At 67.1% G+C, this 20,746-nt stretch carries 12 protein-coding genes; 4 read left to right on the plus strand and 8 right to left on the minus strand.

Annotation, left to right across the window (positions count from 1 at the left end):
* Window positions 1-50 precede the first annotated feature (50 nt).
* From V5B59_RS16420 to V5B59_RS16430, 3 genes are read left to right on the plus strand one after another with little or no spacing between them, the layout of a single operon-like run.
* The gene (locus V5B59_RS16420) at window positions 51-2,420 is read left to right on the plus strand and encodes a toll/interleukin-1 receptor domain-containing protein (RefSeq protein WP_169071553.1); all 2,370 of its coding nucleotides are present in this window, start codon (window positions 51-53) and stop codon (window positions 2,418-2,420) included.
* The gene (locus tag V5B59_RS16425) at window positions 2,410-3,405 is read left to right on the plus strand and encodes an AAA family ATPase (RefSeq protein WP_169071552.1); all 996 of its coding nucleotides are present in this window, start codon (window positions 2,410-2,412) and stop codon (window positions 3,403-3,405) included. The genes V5B59_RS16420 and V5B59_RS16425 overlap by 11 nt, the downstream gene beginning before the upstream one ends.
* Window positions 3,406-3,408: 3 nt before the next feature.
* Complete coding sequence (locus V5B59_RS16430) at window positions 3,409-6,822, plus strand: SUMF1/EgtB/PvdO family nonheme iron enzyme (protein WP_169071551.1); 3,414 nt, start codon at window positions 3,409-3,411, stop codon at window positions 6,820-6,822.
* Window positions 6,823-7,139: 317 nt separating this feature from the next.
* On the opposite strand, the gene V5B59_RS16435 is transcribed toward V5B59_RS16430, so the two are convergent.
* The 8 genes from V5B59_RS16435 to V5B59_RS16470 all read right to left on the minus strand — a co-directional run bounded on the left by V5B59_RS16435 (window position 7,140) and on the right by V5B59_RS16470 (window position 17,674).
* On the minus strand, window positions 7,140-8,228 hold the full coding sequence (locus V5B59_RS16435) for a formylglycine-generating enzyme family protein (protein ID WP_308240181.1): 1,089 nt from the start codon (window positions 8,226-8,228) through the stop codon (window positions 7,140-7,142).
* A 213-nt stretch (window positions 8,229-8,441) separates the two neighbouring features.
* Window positions 8,442-10,550 carry a TIR domain-containing protein gene (locus tag V5B59_RS16440; RefSeq protein WP_169071550.1) on the minus strand — a complete coding sequence of 703 codons (2,109 nt, stop codon included), beginning with the start codon at window positions 10,548-10,550 and terminating at the stop codon, window positions 8,442-8,444.
* 19 nt (window positions 10,551-10,569) lie between these two features.
* Window positions 10,570-11,538, minus strand: a complete 969-nt coding sequence (locus tag V5B59_RS16445; protein ID WP_169071549.1) for a CBASS cGAMP-activated phospholipase — start codon at window positions 11,536-11,538, stop codon at window positions 10,570-10,572.
* Between the two features lie 93 nt (window positions 11,539-11,631).
* A complete protein-coding gene (locus V5B59_RS16450) occupies window positions 11,632-13,776 on the minus strand; it encodes a toll/interleukin-1 receptor domain-containing protein (RefSeq protein WP_169071548.1) in 2,145 nt (714 codons plus the stop codon).
* Entirely contained in the window at window positions 13,773-14,774 is a 1,002-nt protein-coding gene (locus V5B59_RS16455; protein ID WP_169071547.1) for a hypothetical protein, read from the minus strand. Before V5B59_RS16455 ends, V5B59_RS16450 begins: the two co-directional genes overlap by 4 nt.
* Window positions 14,740-15,723 carry an AAA family ATPase gene (locus tag V5B59_RS16460; RefSeq protein WP_169071546.1) on the minus strand — a complete coding sequence of 328 codons (984 nt, stop codon included), beginning with the start codon at window positions 15,721-15,723 and terminating at the stop codon, window positions 14,740-14,742. The genes V5B59_RS16455 and V5B59_RS16460 overlap by 35 nt, the downstream gene beginning before the upstream one ends.
* Window positions 15,716-16,996 carry a toll/interleukin-1 receptor domain-containing protein gene (locus V5B59_RS16465; RefSeq protein ID WP_169071545.1) on the minus strand — a complete coding sequence of 427 codons (1,281 nt, stop codon included), beginning with the start codon at window positions 16,994-16,996 and terminating at the stop codon, window positions 15,716-15,718. Before V5B59_RS16465 ends, V5B59_RS16460 begins: the two co-directional genes overlap by 8 nt.
* Window positions 16,997-17,146: 150 nt before the next feature.
* A complete protein-coding gene (locus V5B59_RS16470; RefSeq protein ID WP_034911296.1) occupies window positions 17,147-17,674 on the minus strand; it encodes a GNAT family N-acetyltransferase in 528 nt (175 codons plus the stop codon).
* Between the two features lie 588 nt (window positions 17,675-18,262).
* Here V5B59_RS16470 and V5B59_RS16475 point away from each other — a divergent pair.
* Window positions 18,263-20,656 carry a penicillin-binding protein 1A gene (locus V5B59_RS16475; protein WP_169071544.1) on the plus strand — a complete coding sequence of 798 codons (2,394 nt, stop codon included), beginning with the start codon at window positions 18,263-18,265 and terminating at the stop codon, window positions 20,654-20,656.
* The last annotated feature ends 90 nt before the right edge of the window (window positions 20,657-20,746 follow it).

Genomic DNA, 20,746 nt, shown 5'->3' on the forward strand with positions numbered 1-20,746 from the left:
ATGCTCACGCCGAAAAGGCATACCAGCGGTCGTTCGTGGAGAATCCGTCGATGGACAGCAAGATATTCATCAGTTACAGCAGCCAGGACAAGCCGTACTGCGACGAGCTGCTGCCAGCGCTGAAAGCGGTCGCCGGCATCCGCGAGCGAGTCTGGCGCGACCGCGAAGAAATCGACATTGGCGACCCGTTCCATCCGACGATACAGCAGGCGCTGGCGGATTCACGACTGGCGATCCTGCTCGTCAGCGCAAATGTCCTGACCTCCGATTACGTCATTCGCCACGAGCTGCCGTTCCTGCTGCGCCAGTACGAAGGCGGGGCCCTGAAGCTGGGAATCATTTACGTCAGCTCCGTCGCCAAGGCCGCTTTGTCGGTCGCGGTCGACGGCAGCATGCACCCGGTCGATCTGACCGCAATACACAACTTCAACAGCCCGCAGCAGCCGCTGGACCTGATCAGCGGCCCGCAGCCGCCGCTGGACCTGATCAGCGAGCGGGGTAAGCGCAACCTGCTGTATGCCCGCGTCGCCGACTGGGCCGCCCGCCACATGACCCCGCTGTCGCCGCCGGCTCGTCAGCCAAGCGCCGCGCGCCACGACCTGGCGATTTTCATCGAAGACCGGCGGGACCACTGGCAACACCAGTTTTTCCCGGGTCCGCAAGCCGGCGCGATCAAACCCCGCATCGACTGCCCTGCCCCCGCGCTGACCGTCGGCTACGGTCTCGACGGCGAGATGCTCTTCCAGTTGCTCTTCGGCAGCGAGCCGGCGACCTTCACCAACCTGTTCGCGCTGGCCTTCGGCAGCGACCGGCCGGTCGATCCGACCTACGCGCCGCTGCGCGTCCGGCTGCTCACCCGCGCCGGGCAACTGCAGCGGCTGCCCTGGAGCACGATCGCTTACCAGGGCCGTCGGCTCAGCCAGGCCGGCTGGACGGTTGAATTCCAGAACAGCGGCGAACCGGGTTTCCCCGAGTATCCCCGCCATCTCTGCTACTTTCCCGGCCGGGTGCTGCTCGCCGCTTCGGCGCAGAGCGGCCAGGCGGCGCATTTCGACGACTTGCGGCGCTTCTTTCAGCGCTACTGGCCGGACAACCCCGGGCCCGCACGGGCAGCGCCCGCCGCGGATTCGTTGCGCCACGAGCTGCAAGCCGGTTCGACGCGCCTGCTGTATTACTACGGGCCGGCCTCGCGCGACGGCTTGCTGCTGCAGGATCGCGCCGACGGCGAAATCCTGCCGTGGCCGGACCTGGCCAGCAGCCTGCGGCAGTCGCGCTCGGTCTCGCTGCTGTTTCTCAACCTGGTGGGTGACGGGGGCGAAGAAGTGTTGCCGCAGGGATCGCTCCTGGTCGAAAGCGTCAAGGGAGCGGTGCTCTTTCAGTGCAACCCGCGCAGTACCGCGCACGCCGCCGCCAGGGCCGGCCTCGCCTGGCTCGAAGCGGTCTTCGTGCGCAAGATCGACCCGGTGGTCGCCTTGCACCAGCACGCCAGCGGACAGATCAGCGCCTGGACGCGCTACTCGACCTGGCAGATCGACGCGCCGAAGCGGCTGCAGAACCCCGACCTGGTCAACCTGCTGCTCGATCGTACCCATCAGCGCCACGCCTTGTCGGGCGCGCGCGACGAGTTTTACTCGTATCCCCGGCGCAGGATCCATCACGTCGTCGCGCTCGGCAAACCTGGCTGCCGCACCAGCGAGTTCCCGGCAATGATCCGCCAGCACCTGGTCGGCAATGCGCGCGAGCGCGAAGTCTATTACTACCAGCCGCTCGAACTGCCCCCAGGCACCCGGCACGCGCAGGACGTCGACGAACTCGCGCGCCGTCGTTACCGCCGCACGCCGCACCAGCCGCTGCTCGACGCACTGCTCGACCCGGCCGCGCTCGCCGGGATGACGTTCTGCTTCCTGATCCTTGGCTGGCAGGCCAGCGCAGCACAAGGCGACGCGGCCGACGTTCTGAATGCCGTGGCCGACTGGTGCCGCACGCGCCTGGCAGCGGAACTCGGCGCCGACGGATGGCAGGCCAAGGTCCGCGTCGTCTCGATCGTCGCGCTGGAAAGCGAACACACCGACGAACTGGCCGGCACGGTCGAACGGCTGATCGAAGAATGCGACTCCGACGTGGGCTTTCACTTCGCCGAACTCGAAGCCCTGGCCGCCGTTCGCCGCCAGGACCTGCGCGCTTACTTCCGCAACGAGACGATCTGCGGCTGCGACGACCGCTACCGGGAGACCTTTCCCGATCTCCTGCTCGGCAGCCGCAAGGAGATGCCTTTCGACGAAGCGGTCAGCACCATCCGCCGCGGAGAACCCGACAATTGGGGTACCCTGTTCGAGGAACTGCGCGAACTCACCCGCAGCGGCGCCTGGCCACCGCCGCATTACGACCCGAGTTTCTGGAGACTGCGCGATGCCCGCTGACGATTTGCCGTTCCCGCCGTTCGAACTGATTGCCCAGCCGCCGGCGACCCCGGCGGCACACGACCCCGCGGGCAGGAAGAAACTGCTGGCACGCAGGCAAGCGCCGCGCTTCCTCGGCAGCCACCCGACGGCAGCCTTGCGTTACCGGCCCTCCGACGAATTGCTGCTGGCGCTGAACATGGCGCTGCATACCGGCAGCCCGCTGCTATTGACCGGCGAACCCGGCACCGGCAAGACGCAGGCAGCGGATTTCGTGAGTGCCTATTTCGGCATCCCGATCTTCAAGTTCCTGGTCAAATCGACCTCGACCGCGCAAGACCTGATGTACGAATTCGATGCCGTCGGCTATCTGCACTGGGCCCAGTCGGCTCGCCGCGAAGCCCATAAAGAACCGGGAATCGGCGAAGAAGCCGCCGGCGTACGGCAGGGTTTCCTGCACAAACGGGCACTCTGGCAGGCGTACGAGACGGACGGCGACGCGGTCGTCCTGATCGACGAAATCGACAAGGCCGCGCGCGACTTCCCGAACGATCTCTTGCACGAACTCGACCAGCACAGCTTCCCGCACCCCTTCGACCCCGAGCAATGGATCAAGCCGAAAAGCGGGCGGCGGCCCATCGTGATCGTCACCAGCAACGACGAACGCCGCCTGCCCGATGCCTTTCTGCGGCGCTGCATCTTCCACCGCATCGAACTGAACGAAAAGCTCGTCGAAGCCGCTGTCGAGAGCATGGCCGGCATCGACAGCAGCGGTTTCCCGAATCTCGACGCCGACACCCGCGCCGCCGCCCGCCGGCGTTTCTGGCAACTGCGCGAAGTGCAGGGGCTGGACAAGAAACCGTCGACCGCCGAACTGCTGACCTGGCTCTGCATCCTCAGCGCGCAGCGGATCGATGCGCAGACCCTGGATGGCTGCCCGCTCGCCAGTTTGCCCGCCCTCGGCGCGCTGATCAAGGACGCTGGCGACCTCGCCCGGCTGCGTTGAACGATGCCGCCCGACGCGAGCGACCGCCTCGCCGGACTCGGCGACTTCCTGGCGGCCTTGCGCCTGAACGGCGTGCCGGTGGGTCCGTGCGAGATCGAGCGCCTTCGCCACCTCTTCGCTTGTTCGCCCTGCCTCGACCGTGCCGGACTCCGGTCGCTGCTCGCCGCGCTGCTGGTCAAGACCCCAGCGCAGCGCCAGACTTTCGACGGCCTGTTCGCCGCCTGGTGCCCCGACCACGACGCCGACTGGCCGACCGATGAACCCGCGAACGCGCGATCGCCGGCAGCGACCGCGCCGGACGCGCGCCAGCGCGAGCGCGACCGATCACCCTTCGCGCCGCCTCGTTCCCCGCCGCCGCCGGACTTGTGGAAGCGTTTGCTGGCCATCGGCGCCGCGTTGCTGCTGCTCGTCGCCTTGGCCTGGTCGCTGTGGCCGCCAGACCCACCGGCGGATGTAAGAATCAGGGAGCTGTCTGTACGACCGGAACCGCCAGCGGGCCAGCCAAACCTGGACCCGGAACTGCCCGATCAACCGGTCGAACGATTCTGGACCTGGCGCATCGACGACTTGCCGCCAGCGGCGATCCGCGTACCGAACCGGCTCGGCCCGCTACCGCTGGCGCTGCTCGGCGTACTCGCGCTCGCCCTGGCGCTGGCTTTGCGCTGGCGCTACCGCCGGGAATTTCCGCTCATCACCGCCACGCCTCAGGCATACCGCGGCTTCGGCTGGCAACCGCTGCCGCCACCGCCGCGCGACGACGGCGCGCTGATCGACGCGCGCGCCCGCCGCCAGCTCGTCTGGAACATCGAACGCTTCGTCGCCGACGATCCGACGCGCCGCCTCGATCTGCCGAGGACCGTCGAGCAGAGCGCCCGCGCCGGCGGCTTCATGCGTTTCTGCTTCCAGCCCGCGGTCTACGAGCGCGCCATCTGGTTCTGGATCGACCGCCATCTCGCGTCGCCGACGGCCAAGGAAATCGCCGCGCAACTGGGCGCCACGCTGCGCGCCGCCGGCCTCGAATCCCGGCTGGGTTTCTTTACTGACGCGCCGCAGCGTATCGACTGGCCCGAGCAGCCCGACTATCGGCCGCTCGCCGAGGAAGGGCCGGGCCGCCAGGCGCTGGTGGCGATCTTCCCGGACGGTGCGAGCTTGCGCCGCCGGCTCGAACATCCACTGCATCGCGAAGAGACCCGGCGGCTGCTCGGCGCCTTGCAGCACTGGCCGCGACTGGCATTCGTCGACTGCTCGCCGGGCGGCGATCAACTCGCGGCGCTGTTCGCCGCGAATGACTTGCGGCTCGAAGTCGTCGCCTTGCCGCAACTGCCGGACTGGCTCGGCGCCGTCGACAAGCCCGCAGTCCCCGCCGCGACGGCCGAAGATGGTCCGCCGGCAGCGCTTCGTCAGTGGGCGGCGGTCGTCGCGCTCGGCGGCGGCGAGGCCGACGCGGCGACGGCGCAGACCTTGCGCGCCGCGCTCGCTCTGCCGGCCAGCGCCTGGGGAGTCGACGCGGTCCTCGCCGCGGCGGCCCAGCCCGAAGACCGCCGCCGGCGGATCAACTGGCTGTTGCGCAGCGAGCCGTGCGACGGGGAAACGCTGCGCGTACACAGTCTGGCGCGGCAGGCACTGACCTGGTGGCAGGCGCGCTACCTCGCGGCCGACGACGAAAAGCGGACGCAGGAGAACCCCCTGCTACCCTGGCGCGACTCGCTCGCCAGCCGGCGCTGGCAGGTCGAGCACGCGCTGCTGCAGTTGTACACCGACCCCGACGCCGCCGCCGACCGGCTGACCGAACTCGCCGACGAAGCATTACGGCCGGAAATCGAGCACCGTCTGCGCGAGTTCGCGGCCGCCGATCACCGCCCGGCCGATCGCGACGACGACGGCGCGCACATCTATCTGACCTGGTCCTTCGCCGATCTGAAGGTGACGAAACGCCATCGCCTGCGCCAACTCGGGTTTGCCGCGGATCTCTACCTGAGCACACCGCAGCCGCTGCCAGAAGCGCCGCGGCTGGTGCTGGCGAAGGCGCTGCTCGGCAGCCTGGCGCTGGCCGCCTGCGCGGTCGCCACGCATCGCCTGCTCGCCGAGCATCCGCCGTGCCTGCTGGTCAGCGACCCGATCCACGATCACCCGACGCTCGCGGCGCAGACGCTGCGCATCGCCGAAGCCAGCGGCACGAACGCCTACCAGCTCACGCTCGGCAGCGCGCGCGCCAGCGTCACGCTGCCGCAGATCCCGGCCGGCGCGGAAGTGGCGCTTGACTGGCGCTGGGCGGAAAGCGAAAACGCGGTACTTGTGGCCGGCGGCGGCGTTCTGTTGCGCGCCGGTTCGCTGGCGCAGCCGATCCGCGCCTGCGCCAACGGATGGCCGCTGCGCTCGCTGGCCGTCATCGCAACGCCGTACACCGACCCGTCCGCGCGGCAACTGGCGATCCGCTTGCTCGACAAAGGCAGCGCCGATCAGGTGCTCGTCGCCACCGACTGGGAAGAACTCCTCGACGAGTGGCGGGAACCCAGTCCCGAGCTGAACCGCAATACGCAGGTGCTGCTGATCCTGCCGCCCGGACGCGAGCACGCCGCCGCCGGGCGCCGGCTGGCCGATCATCCCGGCCCATGGGGAATCGTCAGCGCCGGCGATCTGGCTGCCCTCGCCCGTGCCGTCGATTTTCCCGGTGCGAAGCCGGTCGCGCAGGCTCCGTTGCCGTGGCGCGTTCTCGCGACGCGCGGTGAAGCGCGAGTTTACGGCGGGCCGGAAACCACGACGGAGAACGGCATCGAGTGGGTCTCGATCTGTCCCGGCAGCTTCACGATGGGTTCGCGTAAAGGCGATGCGATGACCGCCCAGGACGAGATCGTCGAACCGGCGCGCGTCGTCACCTTGTCGCGGTTCGAGATCGCCGCCAGCGAAACGACCAACTGGCAGTATGCGCAATCGTTCGCCGAACACCCGCAGCGCGACGAGCGACCGGTCGCAACCGTGACCTGGGAGCAGGCGCGCTCTTCTTGCCGGAGCGTCGGCGGAGATCTGCCGAGTGAAGCGCAGTGGGAGTACGCCGCGCGTGGCGGCAGCCGCGGCGCCTGGTCGTTCGGCGACGATGAGAGCCAGCTTGGCCGCCGTGCCTGGTTTGACGGGAACTCCAATGGCCAAATGAAGCCAGTCAAGCAGAAACTGCCGAACCCGCTGGGACTGTACGACATGCATGGCAATGTCTGGGAGTGGACCCGGGACAGGTATGGCGAATACCAGTCGGGAAGCTTTGTTGATCCAGAAGGAGCAGGCCGGGGGCGGGTTTTGCGCGGCGGCTCGTTCTACGACCCGCCCGCGTTCCTGCGCTCCGCGCCCCGGTTCGACGTCGACCCCGGGGACTGGGTCAGGGGCGTCGGGTTTCGGTGCGTGCGCGTCCCGCCCCAGCCTTGAGTCATCTTTCGCGAGTCAGTGGCGGCCAATGGCGCATGCGAACGGGACACGCACGCGCACCGATCTTCGCCGCCACGTGGGATTTCAGCGTCCGGTTGGTCAGGAAAGCTCGCGCCGCGCCCGAAGATCCGCTGGCTCGCTCAATGGGCAACCGCGCGATCCGCTTGCTCGATGCGATCACTCCCCACAACATCGCTCGATGCGCAGGCTGATGGCCGGCAGCTTCCAGCGCATCGCCAATCGGAGTCGGTTGTGGTGGGCCTGGCTCGACTGCCGGCGAGGCAAGCGGCGCAGCCCGAATGCTGAGGCGAACGGGTTCAAAAGGCTCTATGGGTTGATCGGTCGACATGCTGGTGTGGGACGCGCACGCACCGAAACCCGAGGCTCCCGGGGCCAACCCAGACCTCGATCTCGTCACCAAAACGCGGCGCGGAGCGATAGTACTCGGGCGGAAGGTAGCCCCGGGCCGCGGAACCGAAATCGTCACGCCAGAGGCCGTTCTGGAACGAGCCGCCGCGCAAAACCCGCCTCCCGGTCTTCGACCTCATAGGTCCCCGTGGATTGTTCTCGGGTCTCGATGCGTGGCTTCCATACCAATCCCAGCACCACTCCCAGACATTGCCGTGCATGTCGTACAAGCCCCACGCATTCGCCCGCCGGGTCGCCACGGGCTGCGCCGCGCCCTTTGCGTTGCCTTCGTACCACGCGTAGGCGTCAAGCTCCGCCGGATCGTCGCCGAAACAAAAGCGGCTCGTGCTGCCCGCGCGGCAGGCGTATTCCCACTCGGCTTCGGTCGGCAAGCGATAGCCATCGGCGCGCCAGTTGCAGCGCCAGCCGCCGAAAAGTCCGCGCGAATAGCACGGCCGATAGCCGGCGCGCACCGACAGCCGATTGCAGAATTCGACGGCATCCAGCCAGGAAACGACGGTTGCCGGCAGTCGCGCCACACGCGGTTCATCGCCGGTCGACGGCTGCCCCATGAGCTCGCAATAGAGTTCGGCGGTGACCGGCGTGATTGCCATCCGGAAAGGCGCCAGCGTCACCTGGTGCTGCGGCTTCTCGTCGTCGCGGGCCAGGTCGTCCGAAGCCGGCGAACCCATCCGGAAATCGCCGCCCGGCAGGTCCACCATCAGCAGATCTCCGTCGCACACCCGGCGCGGGCGCGGCGGAGCAACGTCCGGCCGGCGCTCGTCGAAGACCGGAGCCGCCGTGTAACCGAGCCAGCCAATGCCGGCGAAGAGCGCCAGCCAGAAGATCACCCAGCCGGGCGCTTCGCCGAAGAAGAACCCTGCCCCGCCGGCGCCGCCACCGAGCGCGACGCCGATCGCAACGACGGCCGGCCACTGCAGGTGATCGAGCCGCGCGAGCGACCTCGCGGCGAAGGATGTCGGTCGATCAGGGTTCACGAGGCGGATCGGTGGGTCAATGGCAGTGCTTTCAGGGCGTCTGGCGAGTAGCCGGTGCCGCGCTGCCCAGAGTGACCAGCGAGCCGGTCGCCTGGCGTGCGAGACGACGACCGGCGAATAGTAGGACGGCTTCTCGAGGCAGGCAAGCGGGAAACAGCGACCACGAGCAACCCGGAGCGGGGCGCGGTTTCCGAGCGCGCTCAACCCCTCAGGTCAAAGTCGCGCGAGCCCCGTAAGCACTAGCCAGGCAATTCGCTGCGGATCCGTGGAAGCCATCAGTTCCCGGTTTTCCACCTCGTCGAGTCCGTTGTTCAGCGCAGACGCCAGGCCGGCTGTGCCACATGCGCCGATGTCCTTGCCCATCTGTGCCAGGGAGCGGAATTCGCCGCCGCCCTGTGCGTAGAACCCCCGTGCTGCATCGAAATCAGGGATGTGCTGCCGCGACCACATATCCGCGAACTCAAGCCGCTCGATGCCGAGCAGCGCATCGCTCACGGCCCGCGCTGCACCGCCGAAGCCGCCGGCCACGTACAACGGTTTCTGCTGCGTCAGCGACAAGCAGGCTTCTTCCACCACGCCGGGCACCAGACCGGCGAATCCCGCCAGTCTGCCGCCGGTCAGCAGCCGTGCCTGCGAGAGCGCCATGATGCGCGATCGCATCGCGGTCAGGCCACGCGCCCATGCATAGCGGCGCTGCGGCGTATCCGAAGCGAGCACGCGAGCACCCGCCGACGGTGGAAACACCTCGTCGTCACCCCAAGGCAGATCGGGTCGTGGACCTTCCTCGTAGTTTGCGACCTTCCCGGCGAACAACTTCCATTCGGCGTCGCCATAGTCCAAGCGCAGCGGCCACGGAGCGACATTGAGTACGGCACCCTCCAGGGGCGACGCCTCGGCCCCCTGGGCAAGTTTCGAATAGGCGCGCACCAGTTCGAACAGGCGCACCGTAAAGTTGGGCGCGCCGGAGAAGCTGCCCTTGAGCGCGCCGCCGTAGGCGATCTTCAGCCCCGCCAGCAGCAGGTACAGATGGATCTCGTCGGTCAGCGTGGCGAAATGCTCGGTCGACAGGCCGTACTTGCGCGCGTCATCGCTGTCGGATATGGAGACCGCAATGGTGTCGATAGACGCAGGCCGCTGCCAGCGCGCGACCTTGCTCAGCGGCGTCAGGAAGCGGGCCTTGGGGCGAAGCTGCTGCAACACCTGCAGCTCCTCCCGGCCCAGCGGCGGATCCGGGTAGAGGAAGGTTTTGTCGTGGTCCAGGTCGGCGCATGCGATCGCCAAGGTCAGGGCCTCGGGCGCGGCCGGCAGCACCCACTCGTCCGGCGCGGCGGTGCTGTCCAGCACTGCCCGGTTGTGCTTGAAGCGCAGCGCTTCCAGCACGGCCCGGTCGATCACCCGCTGGGCATCGACCCGCGCATCCTTACGGAATTGCCAGCGCACCGTCGGCACATTGCCAGCATAGGGAAAGCTGCGCGGCTCGCCCGACTGAAGCGCTTCGACCATCAACACGTGCGCCCCGAAGCGCTTGGCCTCCAGCACCTCGCGCCGGCACCACGGACGCGAGCTATAGTGATCGGTCTGGAAAGCGAGCATGATCGAGCTATCGCGGATGCCGGCGGAGATGGCGTCGGCGAAATCCTGGCCGGTGGCGATCTGCTGCGCGTCGAACCACTGCTCGACCGGCAGTTCGTTCAACAAGTTGCGGACCTGGCGTACCGGGTCGTCGTGGTGTTGTTTGTCCAGGTCGGCCTTGGCGTGGCTGAGAAAGATCCGCACCGGGGCCTGCATGCGATCCGGCGCGATCGCCGGAACCTTGCCGTGCCCCAGCAACTGAATCGACCGCGCCGCGATGTGGAACGACACCTCCGCCAGGCGACGCTCCTTGGCGTCGCTCGCGCTGACGCCAGGCGCCAGCGTCGCGGGCAGAATGTGGATCGCGTCGCCGAGGCGGAATCCTTCCTGATCCAATGCCACCGGCAGGACATGGTGCGGGCTCGAATCGAGCGGCGCCCGTGCGATCGCGCCTTTCACGAACTTGATCCAGGCATCGCCCGTCCCGTTCGGTAGCGTGCGTAGCATGCGCTCGTCCCCCAGCACGACGACGATGGTATGTTGGGCTGCCGCAAGCCGGATGTCGCCGGTGCTGCTCAAGGTCGGCGGGAGATCGTCGCCCCGGTCGGGTGTGAAAAACACCGGAATGCGCAAACCGCCGCTCGCCGGCGGCTCGACGAAGCGGTGCATCAGTGCCGTGGCCATTTCGTTGGCCGCCACCGACTTTGGGTGAGCCAATAGATGAAGAATGAGCGGGGGACGTGTATCCATGCTTCGGACTCCTGTGTATTCAGCCGGCCGGCTGATGAAACGGTTTAAAGGGTGTGGCGGCCACGCCGTTCAGGAAGCGTGCCTTGACGGCCTCGAGGTTCTTCTTCTTGACGGCCTCAGCTCGTCCGAGGTTGATCAGGCGCTGGATCTTCTCGGGGCGCGCGTCATCGAGGGAGAATTCGCCCTCCCGGGCCGTGACGTCGATGCGGTGCAGGCGCCCGTTGAGCAGCAGCTTCGCCTGGGCGAGATCAGCTTCCATCTGGCCTTCGAACATCAGTTCGACCAGACCGGCATTCCACTGCGCGATGCCGGATTGGACGTGCGCAGCGATGTTGAAGGGGGTGGTTGTCGTGCCGACGCTGAGCACATCGATATCGTCCAGCGGAATGCCGAGGAAGGCCACCGCCTCGGTCACCGCCACCATGACCGGGCTGTTCGCCCACACGCCGCCATCCACGTAACTGGCATCGGCATGGGTGGGAAAGGGCGCCGCGGCGAAGTAGGTCGGCGCTGCCGAGGTCGCCAGCGCGACATCGACCGCCGGCGCATCGATGTCGTAGCGGAAGCGTTCGTGATGCGCCGTCTTGATCACGAAGATGCGCCCGCCGATGGCGTCGTAGGCGGGAATCGCCAGGCGGCATTTCGACTCGCCAAACTTGCGCTCGCCAAAAACTTCCACCAAGGCATCCCGCAGCACTGCCTGCGAGTGCTTGGGGCCGAAAAGCTGTCGCAACCGCCCCCCGGTTCGCTGCACCAGGCTGGTCCCGGGAAAGATCGTCGAGCCTTTCCCGGCGTAGAAGTCGCAGACCTTCCTCGCCGGCAGCCCGAGTCCGAGTCCGATGGCGATGATGCCGCCGGTGGACGTGCCGGCGATCAGATCGAAGTGATCGGCTGCCGCGCAGCCCGTATCTTCTTCGAGCGTGGCGAGTACCGATGCGGCGAACGCGCCCTTGATGCCGCCGCCGTCAAGACTCAGGATTCGAAACATGGCCTATCTCCCGCGCGTAAAACCGGCTGCGAGTGCGTCCGGCATTGACTGACAAGCCGCTTCCATCCACGGGGAAATCTTCCCATAATTTTGTCAGTATGTTGTCAGTACCGCGATGGAGTCCCTGAGTTCCATCAGAAACCGCTCGAAGGCAGCTTCGGCTTCCTTCTGCCGCGGCCAACCCCGTAGGTCGGCGACTTGGTACCGCGTAAACATCGGCGGGAGGCTCGCGAAAGGCGGGGGGCTCGGGAAATCGTCCAGCACGGCCGGGAAATACTTGTTCCGCTCGATGGCCCAAGCGGCCTCCGCCTTAACATGATCGCTTTCGCGCGCCGCGCTGGTCCACAGGACCACGACACAACGGGCCTCCTCGACCTTCTGATGCCAGTTATCCCCTGCTCGCACACTGGCGACGTCGAGGAAGACGCGCAAGCCCGCTCCGGTGAGCCGCTTGGCCAGCTCACGGGCGACCGACTGGTCGGCGCGGGCGTGGCTCAGGTAGATGTCGGTCGCGGCGGTCTTCTTCGCCTCGGCCAGGGGCTCCCGCTCGGGTTCGGAGGGCGTTTGGGCCGGGTCTCTGCCACGGTCGCTGCTCAGGCCGCGCAGCCCACGTTCCGCGTAAGCGCGGGCGGCTTCGTGCTCGCCGGCGCGGACGAGAGCCCGTTCGACTTCGCCGCCGATCTCGACGGTATCGACGATGCCACCACGTGGACGGCGCCGCCGCAGGCTGGCTTCGATCTGCTGTGCCAGGGCGCTCGCCCGTTCCTGCCGGCCTGGGGTGGCCGGCAAGACTTCGGCAACGTCGGCGGCCAGGCGCGCCGGCCTGAATTCCTCGAGCGTGTGGTCCGACCGCAGGACTTGCAGCACCACCGGACGTTCGGACGACAAGGCGGACAGCACGGCTTGCGCTTCGTCCCTGCCCCAATCAGCCGACCTTTCGGAGAAATCGAGTCGTGCCGCCGGGGCTCCGCCGGCGCCGATGCCCTCGGGAAGCGGCGTCCTGTCGAGTCCGATGAGCAAACGGTAAGCCGCGCCGGACGCTGCCGGCGAGAAGACGTTGCGTACCCGCTCGGGATCGTTCTCCATTGCGCTGGCGGCATGCCGGGACCACAGCACCACCAGTTGCTCGTCGGGGTCTGCCGCGGCAGCGGAGTCAGGCATTTTCCGCATCGACGCCGCGAGTGGCTCGACGCGAACGGAAACGCCCTGCCGTTTCAGCAAGTCGGCGAGGCGAAACGCGTGTTTCTCGTCTCCCGACGCGCACACGAAAACCACACTCCTTGACGGTGAATGATCGGCACGGATCGCTTCGCTGCCCTCGCGGCTCGCCACCCGGAAGCGTCGACCGTCAAGGGTCTGCAGGATCAGGGCGTGGCAAGACCGACCAACCGGGATGCGGCAGCCGACGAACAGCGACACCCAGCCCGGCGAGCCTTGCGCGCGATTTTCGCACTCGATATGCACCGGTGCCGGTGCCGGCGTGAACAGGTCCAGACGCGGCAGGCCGGGCTCCGGTTCCAGACATTCGAGAATCAGGCGCTCGTCGCTGCGACCCAGGCGAAGGCCGAGCGTCAGGCCAGCGCTCGCCGGCAGGAGCGTGGCGAGCCAGCCGGGCATCGGCTCCCGCGGCGTGCCGTGGCCGCGCAGGACGATGCCGGTGTCGCCGAGGGCGGCACCGGCGAACTGCGCCAGCCAGCCGCTTTCGCGATGGGCCTCGGTCACGGCCTGCAAGGGCGGCAGTGCGCCCTTGATCCAGCGGGCCAGATCGGCGCGGCTGCGCTCCTCGCTGCTGGTAGCGATCCGGCGGAGCAACTCGCGCAGGAGTTCGCCGACCCGCGCCTGGTCGTCGTCCCTGACCGCCCAGCGCAGGGATTGCTCGATCCGGTCCAGCGGGTCCCAGTCGCGGGTCTGCTCGGCGATGAAGTCACAGATTCTCGCCAGCCGTTCGCGGCCATGCGGGCCGCCCTGGACCGCGAGTTGATCGACCAGCCGTCGCGCCAGGCCGGGCCGCAGGTTCACCGAACGTGTGCTACGGGTCTCGATCACGCGACTGAACCACAGCCGATTCTCCAGGCTGGCGTCGCTACGGGGCAGATAGCGCTGGCGGGCGTTGCGCAGCAGGCGTGGCTCGATCCGCAGCGCCGGTGCCAGGATCAGGCACAGGCGGCCGAAGGGCGATCCGAGATCGATCTGGTCGAACAGCCGGTGGTCATAAGGCTGCGGCTGCACCCAGCTCATGGCGCGACCAGATGTCCGGCGCCAACCAGGGCACGCACGTTCTCCGCGCGCGTGCGCGGGTCCCAATGGATGGCGATGAAGTGACGCTCGACCCACACCGGCCAGGCGGCGGGCGGGAAAGGAACGATGGCGATCAGCGGGCAGCCGCGCCGCTTGAGCGCGGTGGCGAAACGCCGCCAGGCCTGTGGCGGGAGCCGAGGGGCGGACCCCGAGGATTCGCCGAGGCCGAAATCGCTGACGACGACCACCGGCCGGCCTGGCTGTGGGCGCCAGGCCGTTGGCTGGTCAGCCAAGGAGTACGCGCATGCGGCGGCCGGGTCGTCGACGAATTCGCATACCTCGCAGCGCGACTGGCCGACGACCGCGGCGAAGGAACGTACCAGATCGCCCTGGTCGGCGTAGAACGGGGTCATCGGCGCGTTGCGGTCGAGTAGCAGCTGCACGCCGCGCGACTGACTGGGAACCGGCAGCCTGGGTACCTCGCGAAACGGCCGGTTGGCAATGATGTGCTCCACCAGCCGGTCGATGTCGGGCCACCGGCCGGGGCGGAGCGTGGCGACCGCGGCACTCAGGAGGCCGGGTGCCGTGTGTTGGGGAAACAGCGCGGCCCGGGGCGCGCCACGCTCTCTCGGGATAACCGCGGCGGGCTGTGCGAACCATTCAGGGCGAAGGATTTCGCTGGACACCGCCGCCGGCAATGGCTCCATGACGGTGTCCAGACGCTCCGCCGGCGGACCGGGCGGTGCTGCAGGCAAGGGCGGTAGCTGCCGCTGCGGTTTCGGTTCCTGGGGCCTGGGCGGCGGACGCCGGTGCTTGAGGCGTGCGTCCGCCGCAGTTTGCAGCGTGCCGACCGATCCGAACGACAGTCCGCCGAGCCCGAGGCAACGGCCCACGACGCGCAGTTGTGCCTCGGAGACGATCTCCAGCCTGGCGAGGGCGGTGGCGAGATCGCCCAGCCCGATTTCACCACGCCGTGCCGACATCCTGTTCCCGCTCATCCTCGAAGCTCCTTTTGGCCAGCGTGGCCTTGGCGATCTGCTGCCATACCCGATCCTGCGGGTCGGGCTGGATGCCGAGTTGCGCACAGGCCCGGATGGCGTCGAGGAACTCGCTGGTGCTCGGCGGGCGCAGATCCATCGATTTGGCGCTACGGCGATGCTCCAGAAGCCGCTCCGCGACGCCCCGGTGCAGGTCTTCGTTCCCCTTCGGGAAATGCTGGGCCGCAATGGCGAGCAGCCGGTCCTTGTCGGGGTCCTTGATCGACAGGCAGACGCAGCGGCGCAGGAAGGCCGGCGGCAGCTCGCGCTCGCCGTTGGTGGTGATGAGCACCAGATACTTCAGTCTGCCACCTGCCTTCACCTCGGGCCCCTGGGGCACCTGGAATCGTCGGCGATCGAGCGGCTCCAGCAGGTCGTTCGGCAAATCGGGCTCGGCCTTGTCGATCTCGTCCAGCAAAACCACTACATTGCCTTGCGTCCGCCCGCTTTCCGGATGTCGCGGGGCTTCGAAGTGCTGTGCATGGTTTCGCCGCTCGCTTTCGCTGGCGCCCAGCGTGCCCGCCCCTGCCGGATCGAAGGTCCACCAGAGCACACCGGGCTGCAGATAGGTCCAGCGGGGCGGCAGGCTCTGCCCGGGCGTCGCGGCCTGCGCGTCGTTGAGCCGGCGCAGGTGATCGAGATCGCCGGTCAGATCCTCCAGCCGGCTGCGCGAGGTAAACGTGTATTGCAGATAACGCCATCTCTTGAGCGACGCCAGTGCCGGCGCGAGCATGCTCTTGCCGCTGCCTGGCGGGCCCGATACCAGCAGCGGCCGGCCCGTGGCGAACGCCACGTCGGCGGCGATCGTGATCTCCTCGTTGAAGACATAAGGCGGGAAGTCGGCGCCCCCCGGCCAGACGTTGCTTGCCGGAAGACGGAAATGCTTTGGCTGATAGATCTCGTCACCCATTTCTGACACTTCCGTAGAGTTGATGGTCGATGAAGTCCCTGGCGTCGTCGAACAGGTCCAATTGGGACTGCTCGGTGCCAATGTCGAGGGCGGGTTCCAGCAAGCTCACATCATCGGGCAACCACGCCGGCACGACCGGACCTGCATCGATGAGAAAGATCACCCGCTTGAAGGTGTCGCGCAGCCGATCGAGCAGGCGATGAGGCGAATGTCCCTCGATACATAGCGTCGGCAACAGGACGACGATCGGCGTTGTCGGCTTGTTGACCCGATCGGTTCTGGCCTCCGGGGTGAGGACGCGGCCGCGCGCGAAATGGTCCTCGATGTCACGGCGGATGGCCTCGTAGGTACGGCTGCCCGGAGCCACCGGGACGACTTCCCGGCGGCGCGTCAGGGGCCAGGCTCGCTCGACATAACGCGACGCTGTGTAGCCGCCGAGGTGCTGGCCGTTGAGTGCTGCGAAGCGCCGCTCGACCGCTGTTGCCGGCAGCGTACGCGCGGCCTCCGTCGACACCCATCGCGCCTGCAGGTGCTGGAGAAGTTCGTCGGCGTATCGCTTGTCGAGCTTCTCGGCGTAGACCGCGAACTTGTCCAGCACTTCCTGCAGGCGCTCGATGCCTGTATTCGGCTCTTCGAGCAGATATCGCGCGAGGCCGAGTGCTGCTTGCCTGCCTGCGTCTGGCGGCCAGGCGGGAAGCTTCACCCCGATCCGTCCGGCCACCTCCGCCAGGTCGTCTGCGCCCGCCGCCCGATGCAGCAGGTGCGCGATCGAACCCTCGTTTGGCTCGAAGGTGGGCTCGGATGGGTCGATCGGTTCGCACCCGACCAGCGCACTCTGCGAGGCGATTGCAGCGAGGATCGCCTGAGCCAGAGTCTCGGTATCGTCTACCTCCCGGATGCACTGGTTGACGGTGATGTTGAGAATTCCGGTCAGTTCCGCTTCGAGATCCTTCGGCTCCAGTCCATCCAGAAGCACGGGGATGAGGAAGAAGTTGCTCTGGAGTTCCTTGCGCCAGGCGAGATTGTTGGCTTCCTTCTTGACCCAGTCCGAGTCATACAGGGCGGCCTTGGAGAACAGGATCACCGCTGCGTGACACTGGGCCATCCAGCGGCTTATCGTGTTGTACCAGTCAGCGCCGCCGACGATCATGCCGCCCTGATCGAAGACGACCTCGCAACCAGTTCCGGCCTGCCCCAACCTGGCGCAGAGGGCATGGAGCAGCTTGATGTTATCGGGAGTCTTGGAACTGTGACTGACAAAAAGCTTGCGCACCCGTATCTCCCTTCCTCCTCGGGCCGCCGCGTCGCGGCGGTTTCCCATTTTTTCCGAGGAGAGACGACATGATGACATACTGGTATCAGAAATCAATGAATGCCCTGCCCCGCCAGACCGGCCCATGCCGCTCGCGCAGGCCGCCCGTAGTCAGAGCTGTCGCTCGGCCGTGACCGTGCCCGGATCCTCCGCATCGCTGTGCACCGAGAAGCCGAGCCGCCGGACGAAGCCCAGCATCCGATGGTTGGTCGCCAGCACCGTACCTTGCATGTTCCGGAAGCCGCGCTCGCGGGCGGCATCCATCAGCGCCGTCATCAGTATCCGCGCGACGCCCGAACCTTGCCAGGCATCGTCGACCGCGATCGCGAACTCGCAGCGGTCGTGTTTCGGCAGGCCGACATAGCGCGCGACGCCGATTTCGATTTCCCGGTCGCCTTCGACGGCAACGGCAATCAGCGCCAGATGGCGGTCGTAGTCGATGTCGGTGAAGTACTTCAGCTTGCTTGCCGACAGCTCGTGCAACTGCGACATGAAACGGGAATACCGCGACTCTTCCGAAAGGTGCCGCACGAAATCCTGCTCGATCTCGGCGTCCTCGGGGCGGATGGGACGGATGGTCACCGCCCTGCCGTCGGACAGTTCACGCGTGCGAACCAGGCCCTGCGGATAGTCGGCCATCAGGGTCGGACCTGGAAAATGTCTCGATAACGGGCGACGATCCCCGGATGTCGTAGGGGCCAACTGTTGTGGTCTTCTTGCCCATGGCTTTGCCCGTGCCCGGTGCGGACCATGCGGGCACGATTTCCTGACCGCCTTCTCCTGCAAGGGGCGCGGCGGGTACCCCGCGTACCCCGCGTACCCCGCGTACAATTCCCGGCGCATGCTCGGACCGCTGCCATCTGGTCAAGCAGCAGGATCGCGGCAAGTGCCCGGAAGCAGGCGGCAAAAGACGGGGAGCGGAAGTTGAGCGGCATCGGCACGAGTATAGGTGGCCTTTCCGGGGAAGGTCAAACGCCGACCGCCTGCCGGTCGCTAGCCCGTGCGCACCGGCTGCCGAAGGAGACCGGCCGTTCACGACCCTCGCCCGCCGCGTGCTCATGGCAGAGCGCCGGCGCCAGCCTGGCGAACGCCAGCGACGTCGTGAAAAAATACCCGAAGCGGGAGAACATACCGATACACTGTCCTGTGGAAGTTGCGTCTCCCACCCGAAAAACCTTGGCAAGAACGCTTGCGCACCAGCCCGTTCGGGCCCGAAATGAACCTTTCATGGCATCAATACGCTCCTTGCTCGGCGAACTGAAACAGTCGGCGATCCGGATTGCCCCGTGCCCTTCCGCCCGCTTGGCCGGCACACTCGACTCCCTCCGCCACCCCACCCGGCGCGGGGTGATCCGGACACTCGTGGCAGTGCCGGCGCTGTTTCTGCTCTATGTGCTGATCCTGATCCCTTTCACGCCAAGCATCAGCAGCATCCGCAAGGCGTCATCGGAACAACCGGCGCAGATCCTCTCGGCGGATGGCAGGAAACTCGCCGAGTTCAAGCAATCCAACCGGGAATGGGTCGCACTCCCGGAGATTTCGCCACAGGTCATCGACGCCCTGATCGCCACCGAGGATCACCGCTTTTATGCGCATTTCGGTCTCGACTGGCGACGTACCGCCGCCGCCGCGCTCAACAGCTTGAGGGGCGATCGCCAGGGGGGTTCGACCCTGACGCAGCAGCTAGCCCGCAACCTGTATCCGGAGGCGATCGGCCGGGCGCCGACGCTGACGCGCAAGATCAAGGAAGCCATCACGGCATTGAAGATCGAGGCCATCCACAGCAAGGACGAAATCCTCGAGACCTACCTCAACACCGTGCCTTTCCTCTACAACGCCTACGGCATCGAGATGGCGGCGCGCACCTATTTCGATACCTCGGCCGACCAGCTCGACGTGCTGCAAAGCGCGACGCTGGTCGGCATGCTCAAGGGCAACAGTTACTACAACCCGGTGCTCAATCCCGAGAGAGCCCTGCAGCGGCGCAACACGGTGCTGAAACAGATGGTCAAGCGCGAGAAACTGACCGCGAAACAGTTCGACTCGCTCAGCAAGAAACCCTTGCGTATCGACTTCGAGCGACAGACGGAGCCCCCTGGGCCGGCACCGCATTTCGCCAGGCAACTGCGCAAGTGGCTGATTGCCTGGGCCGACCGCAACGACTACAGCATCTACGGCGATGGGCTGGTGGTACGCACGACCATCGATTCCCGACTCCAGGCAGCGGCCAACCAGGCCGTGACGCGCCAGGGCAACAGCTTGCAGAACCTCGCCAACGCGGCCTGGGGAAAGCGCTCGGCGTGGAGCAACGACTCCAGCCTGGTCCAGGCCTTCATCCGCGAATCGCCGGAGTACGCCGCCGCCATCGCCAAGGGCCGGACGTCTGCCCAGGCCATGCAGGAACTGCAGGCCGACAAGGACTTCATGCGCGCGCTGCGCCAGCAAAAGACGCAGATACAGATCGGTTTCCTGGCCATCGATCCGCGCAACGGCCACGTCAAGGCCTGGGTCGGCAGCCGCGACTTCGAGCAGGAGGCCTTCGACCATGTGCAGCAGGCGCGCCGCCAGCCCGGATCGACCTTCAAGCCCTTTGTTTACGGCGAAGCGTACCGCCAGGGCGCCAGCCCGAACGACCGATTGATCGACCAGGCGGTGGAAATCGACGTCGGCGGTACCGAGGTCTGGCGGCCCACCGATGGCGCGCCACCAAGCGGCGAGGCGATGAGCCTGGGCGACGGGCTCGCCTACTCGAAGAACACCATCACCGCGCAACTGATCCAGCAAGTCGGCCCCGCCAAGGTGGCGAGCCTCGCCCGCCAAATGGGCGTGCGCCAGAGCAAGCTCGAGGCCGTGCCATCGCTGGCCCTGGGCACCAGCCCCGTCACCCTCAAGGAAATGGTTGCCGCCTACGGGACGATCGCGAACGGTGGCGGCTACCTCGAGCCGCTGCTGGTCAGCCGCATCGAAGACCGCGACGGCCGGGTCATCGAAGAATTCAGCCCGCAGGATCCCGACATTGCGCTCGAACGCGACGTTGCCTACACGCTGCTCGACAACCTGCGCGGCGCAATCAACCGCGGCACCGGCAGAGACATCCGCAGCCGCTATGGCATCCGCGCCGACGTGGCCGGCAAGACCGGCACGACGCAGGACAACGCGGACGGCTGGTTCATCCTGATGCACCGGCAGTTGGTCGCCGGGGCGTGGGTCGGTTTCAACGACGGCCGCGTCACGCTGCGCAGCGACTACTGGGGTCAGGGGGCGCACAGCGCCCTGCCGGTGGTCGGTGAGTTTTTCCGGAACGCCTTGCGCGCTCGCCTCATCGATCCGCATGCGCGCTTCGTGGCGCCGGAAGATACCGGCCTCTGGGCGCGCATCAAGGGCTGGTTCCGAAGCCTCCTGTCGCAAGAACCGGTCGCCGAACCCAAGCCGCAACGGATCGTAAAGCCCGCTCGAAAACAGGAACCTCCCCAGGAACCGGCAGCGCCTGCGCCGGTCGTATCGCCCACTGAACCTTCGGGCGATCCGCTGCAGGAGAAGATCGATCAGATCATGAAAGAGAGCGACGAAGGCGAACGGCTGCCAACGGATCCATCACCAGCGGCGACGGCGGTGGAGTAGTCCCGGTGAAGCGGGGCGCGCAATGCTTGCCTTTCCATCGGAGCGGCCTTCCTGGAACCCGGCTGGCCCTTGTCAGAGTGTCGCAGGTTT

Source organism: Candidatus Accumulibacter contiguus (assembly GCF_036625285.1).
In the GTDB taxonomy this organism is placed as follows: domain Bacteria; phylum Pseudomonadota; class Gammaproteobacteria; order Burkholderiales; family Rhodocyclaceae; genus Accumulibacter; species Accumulibacter contiguus.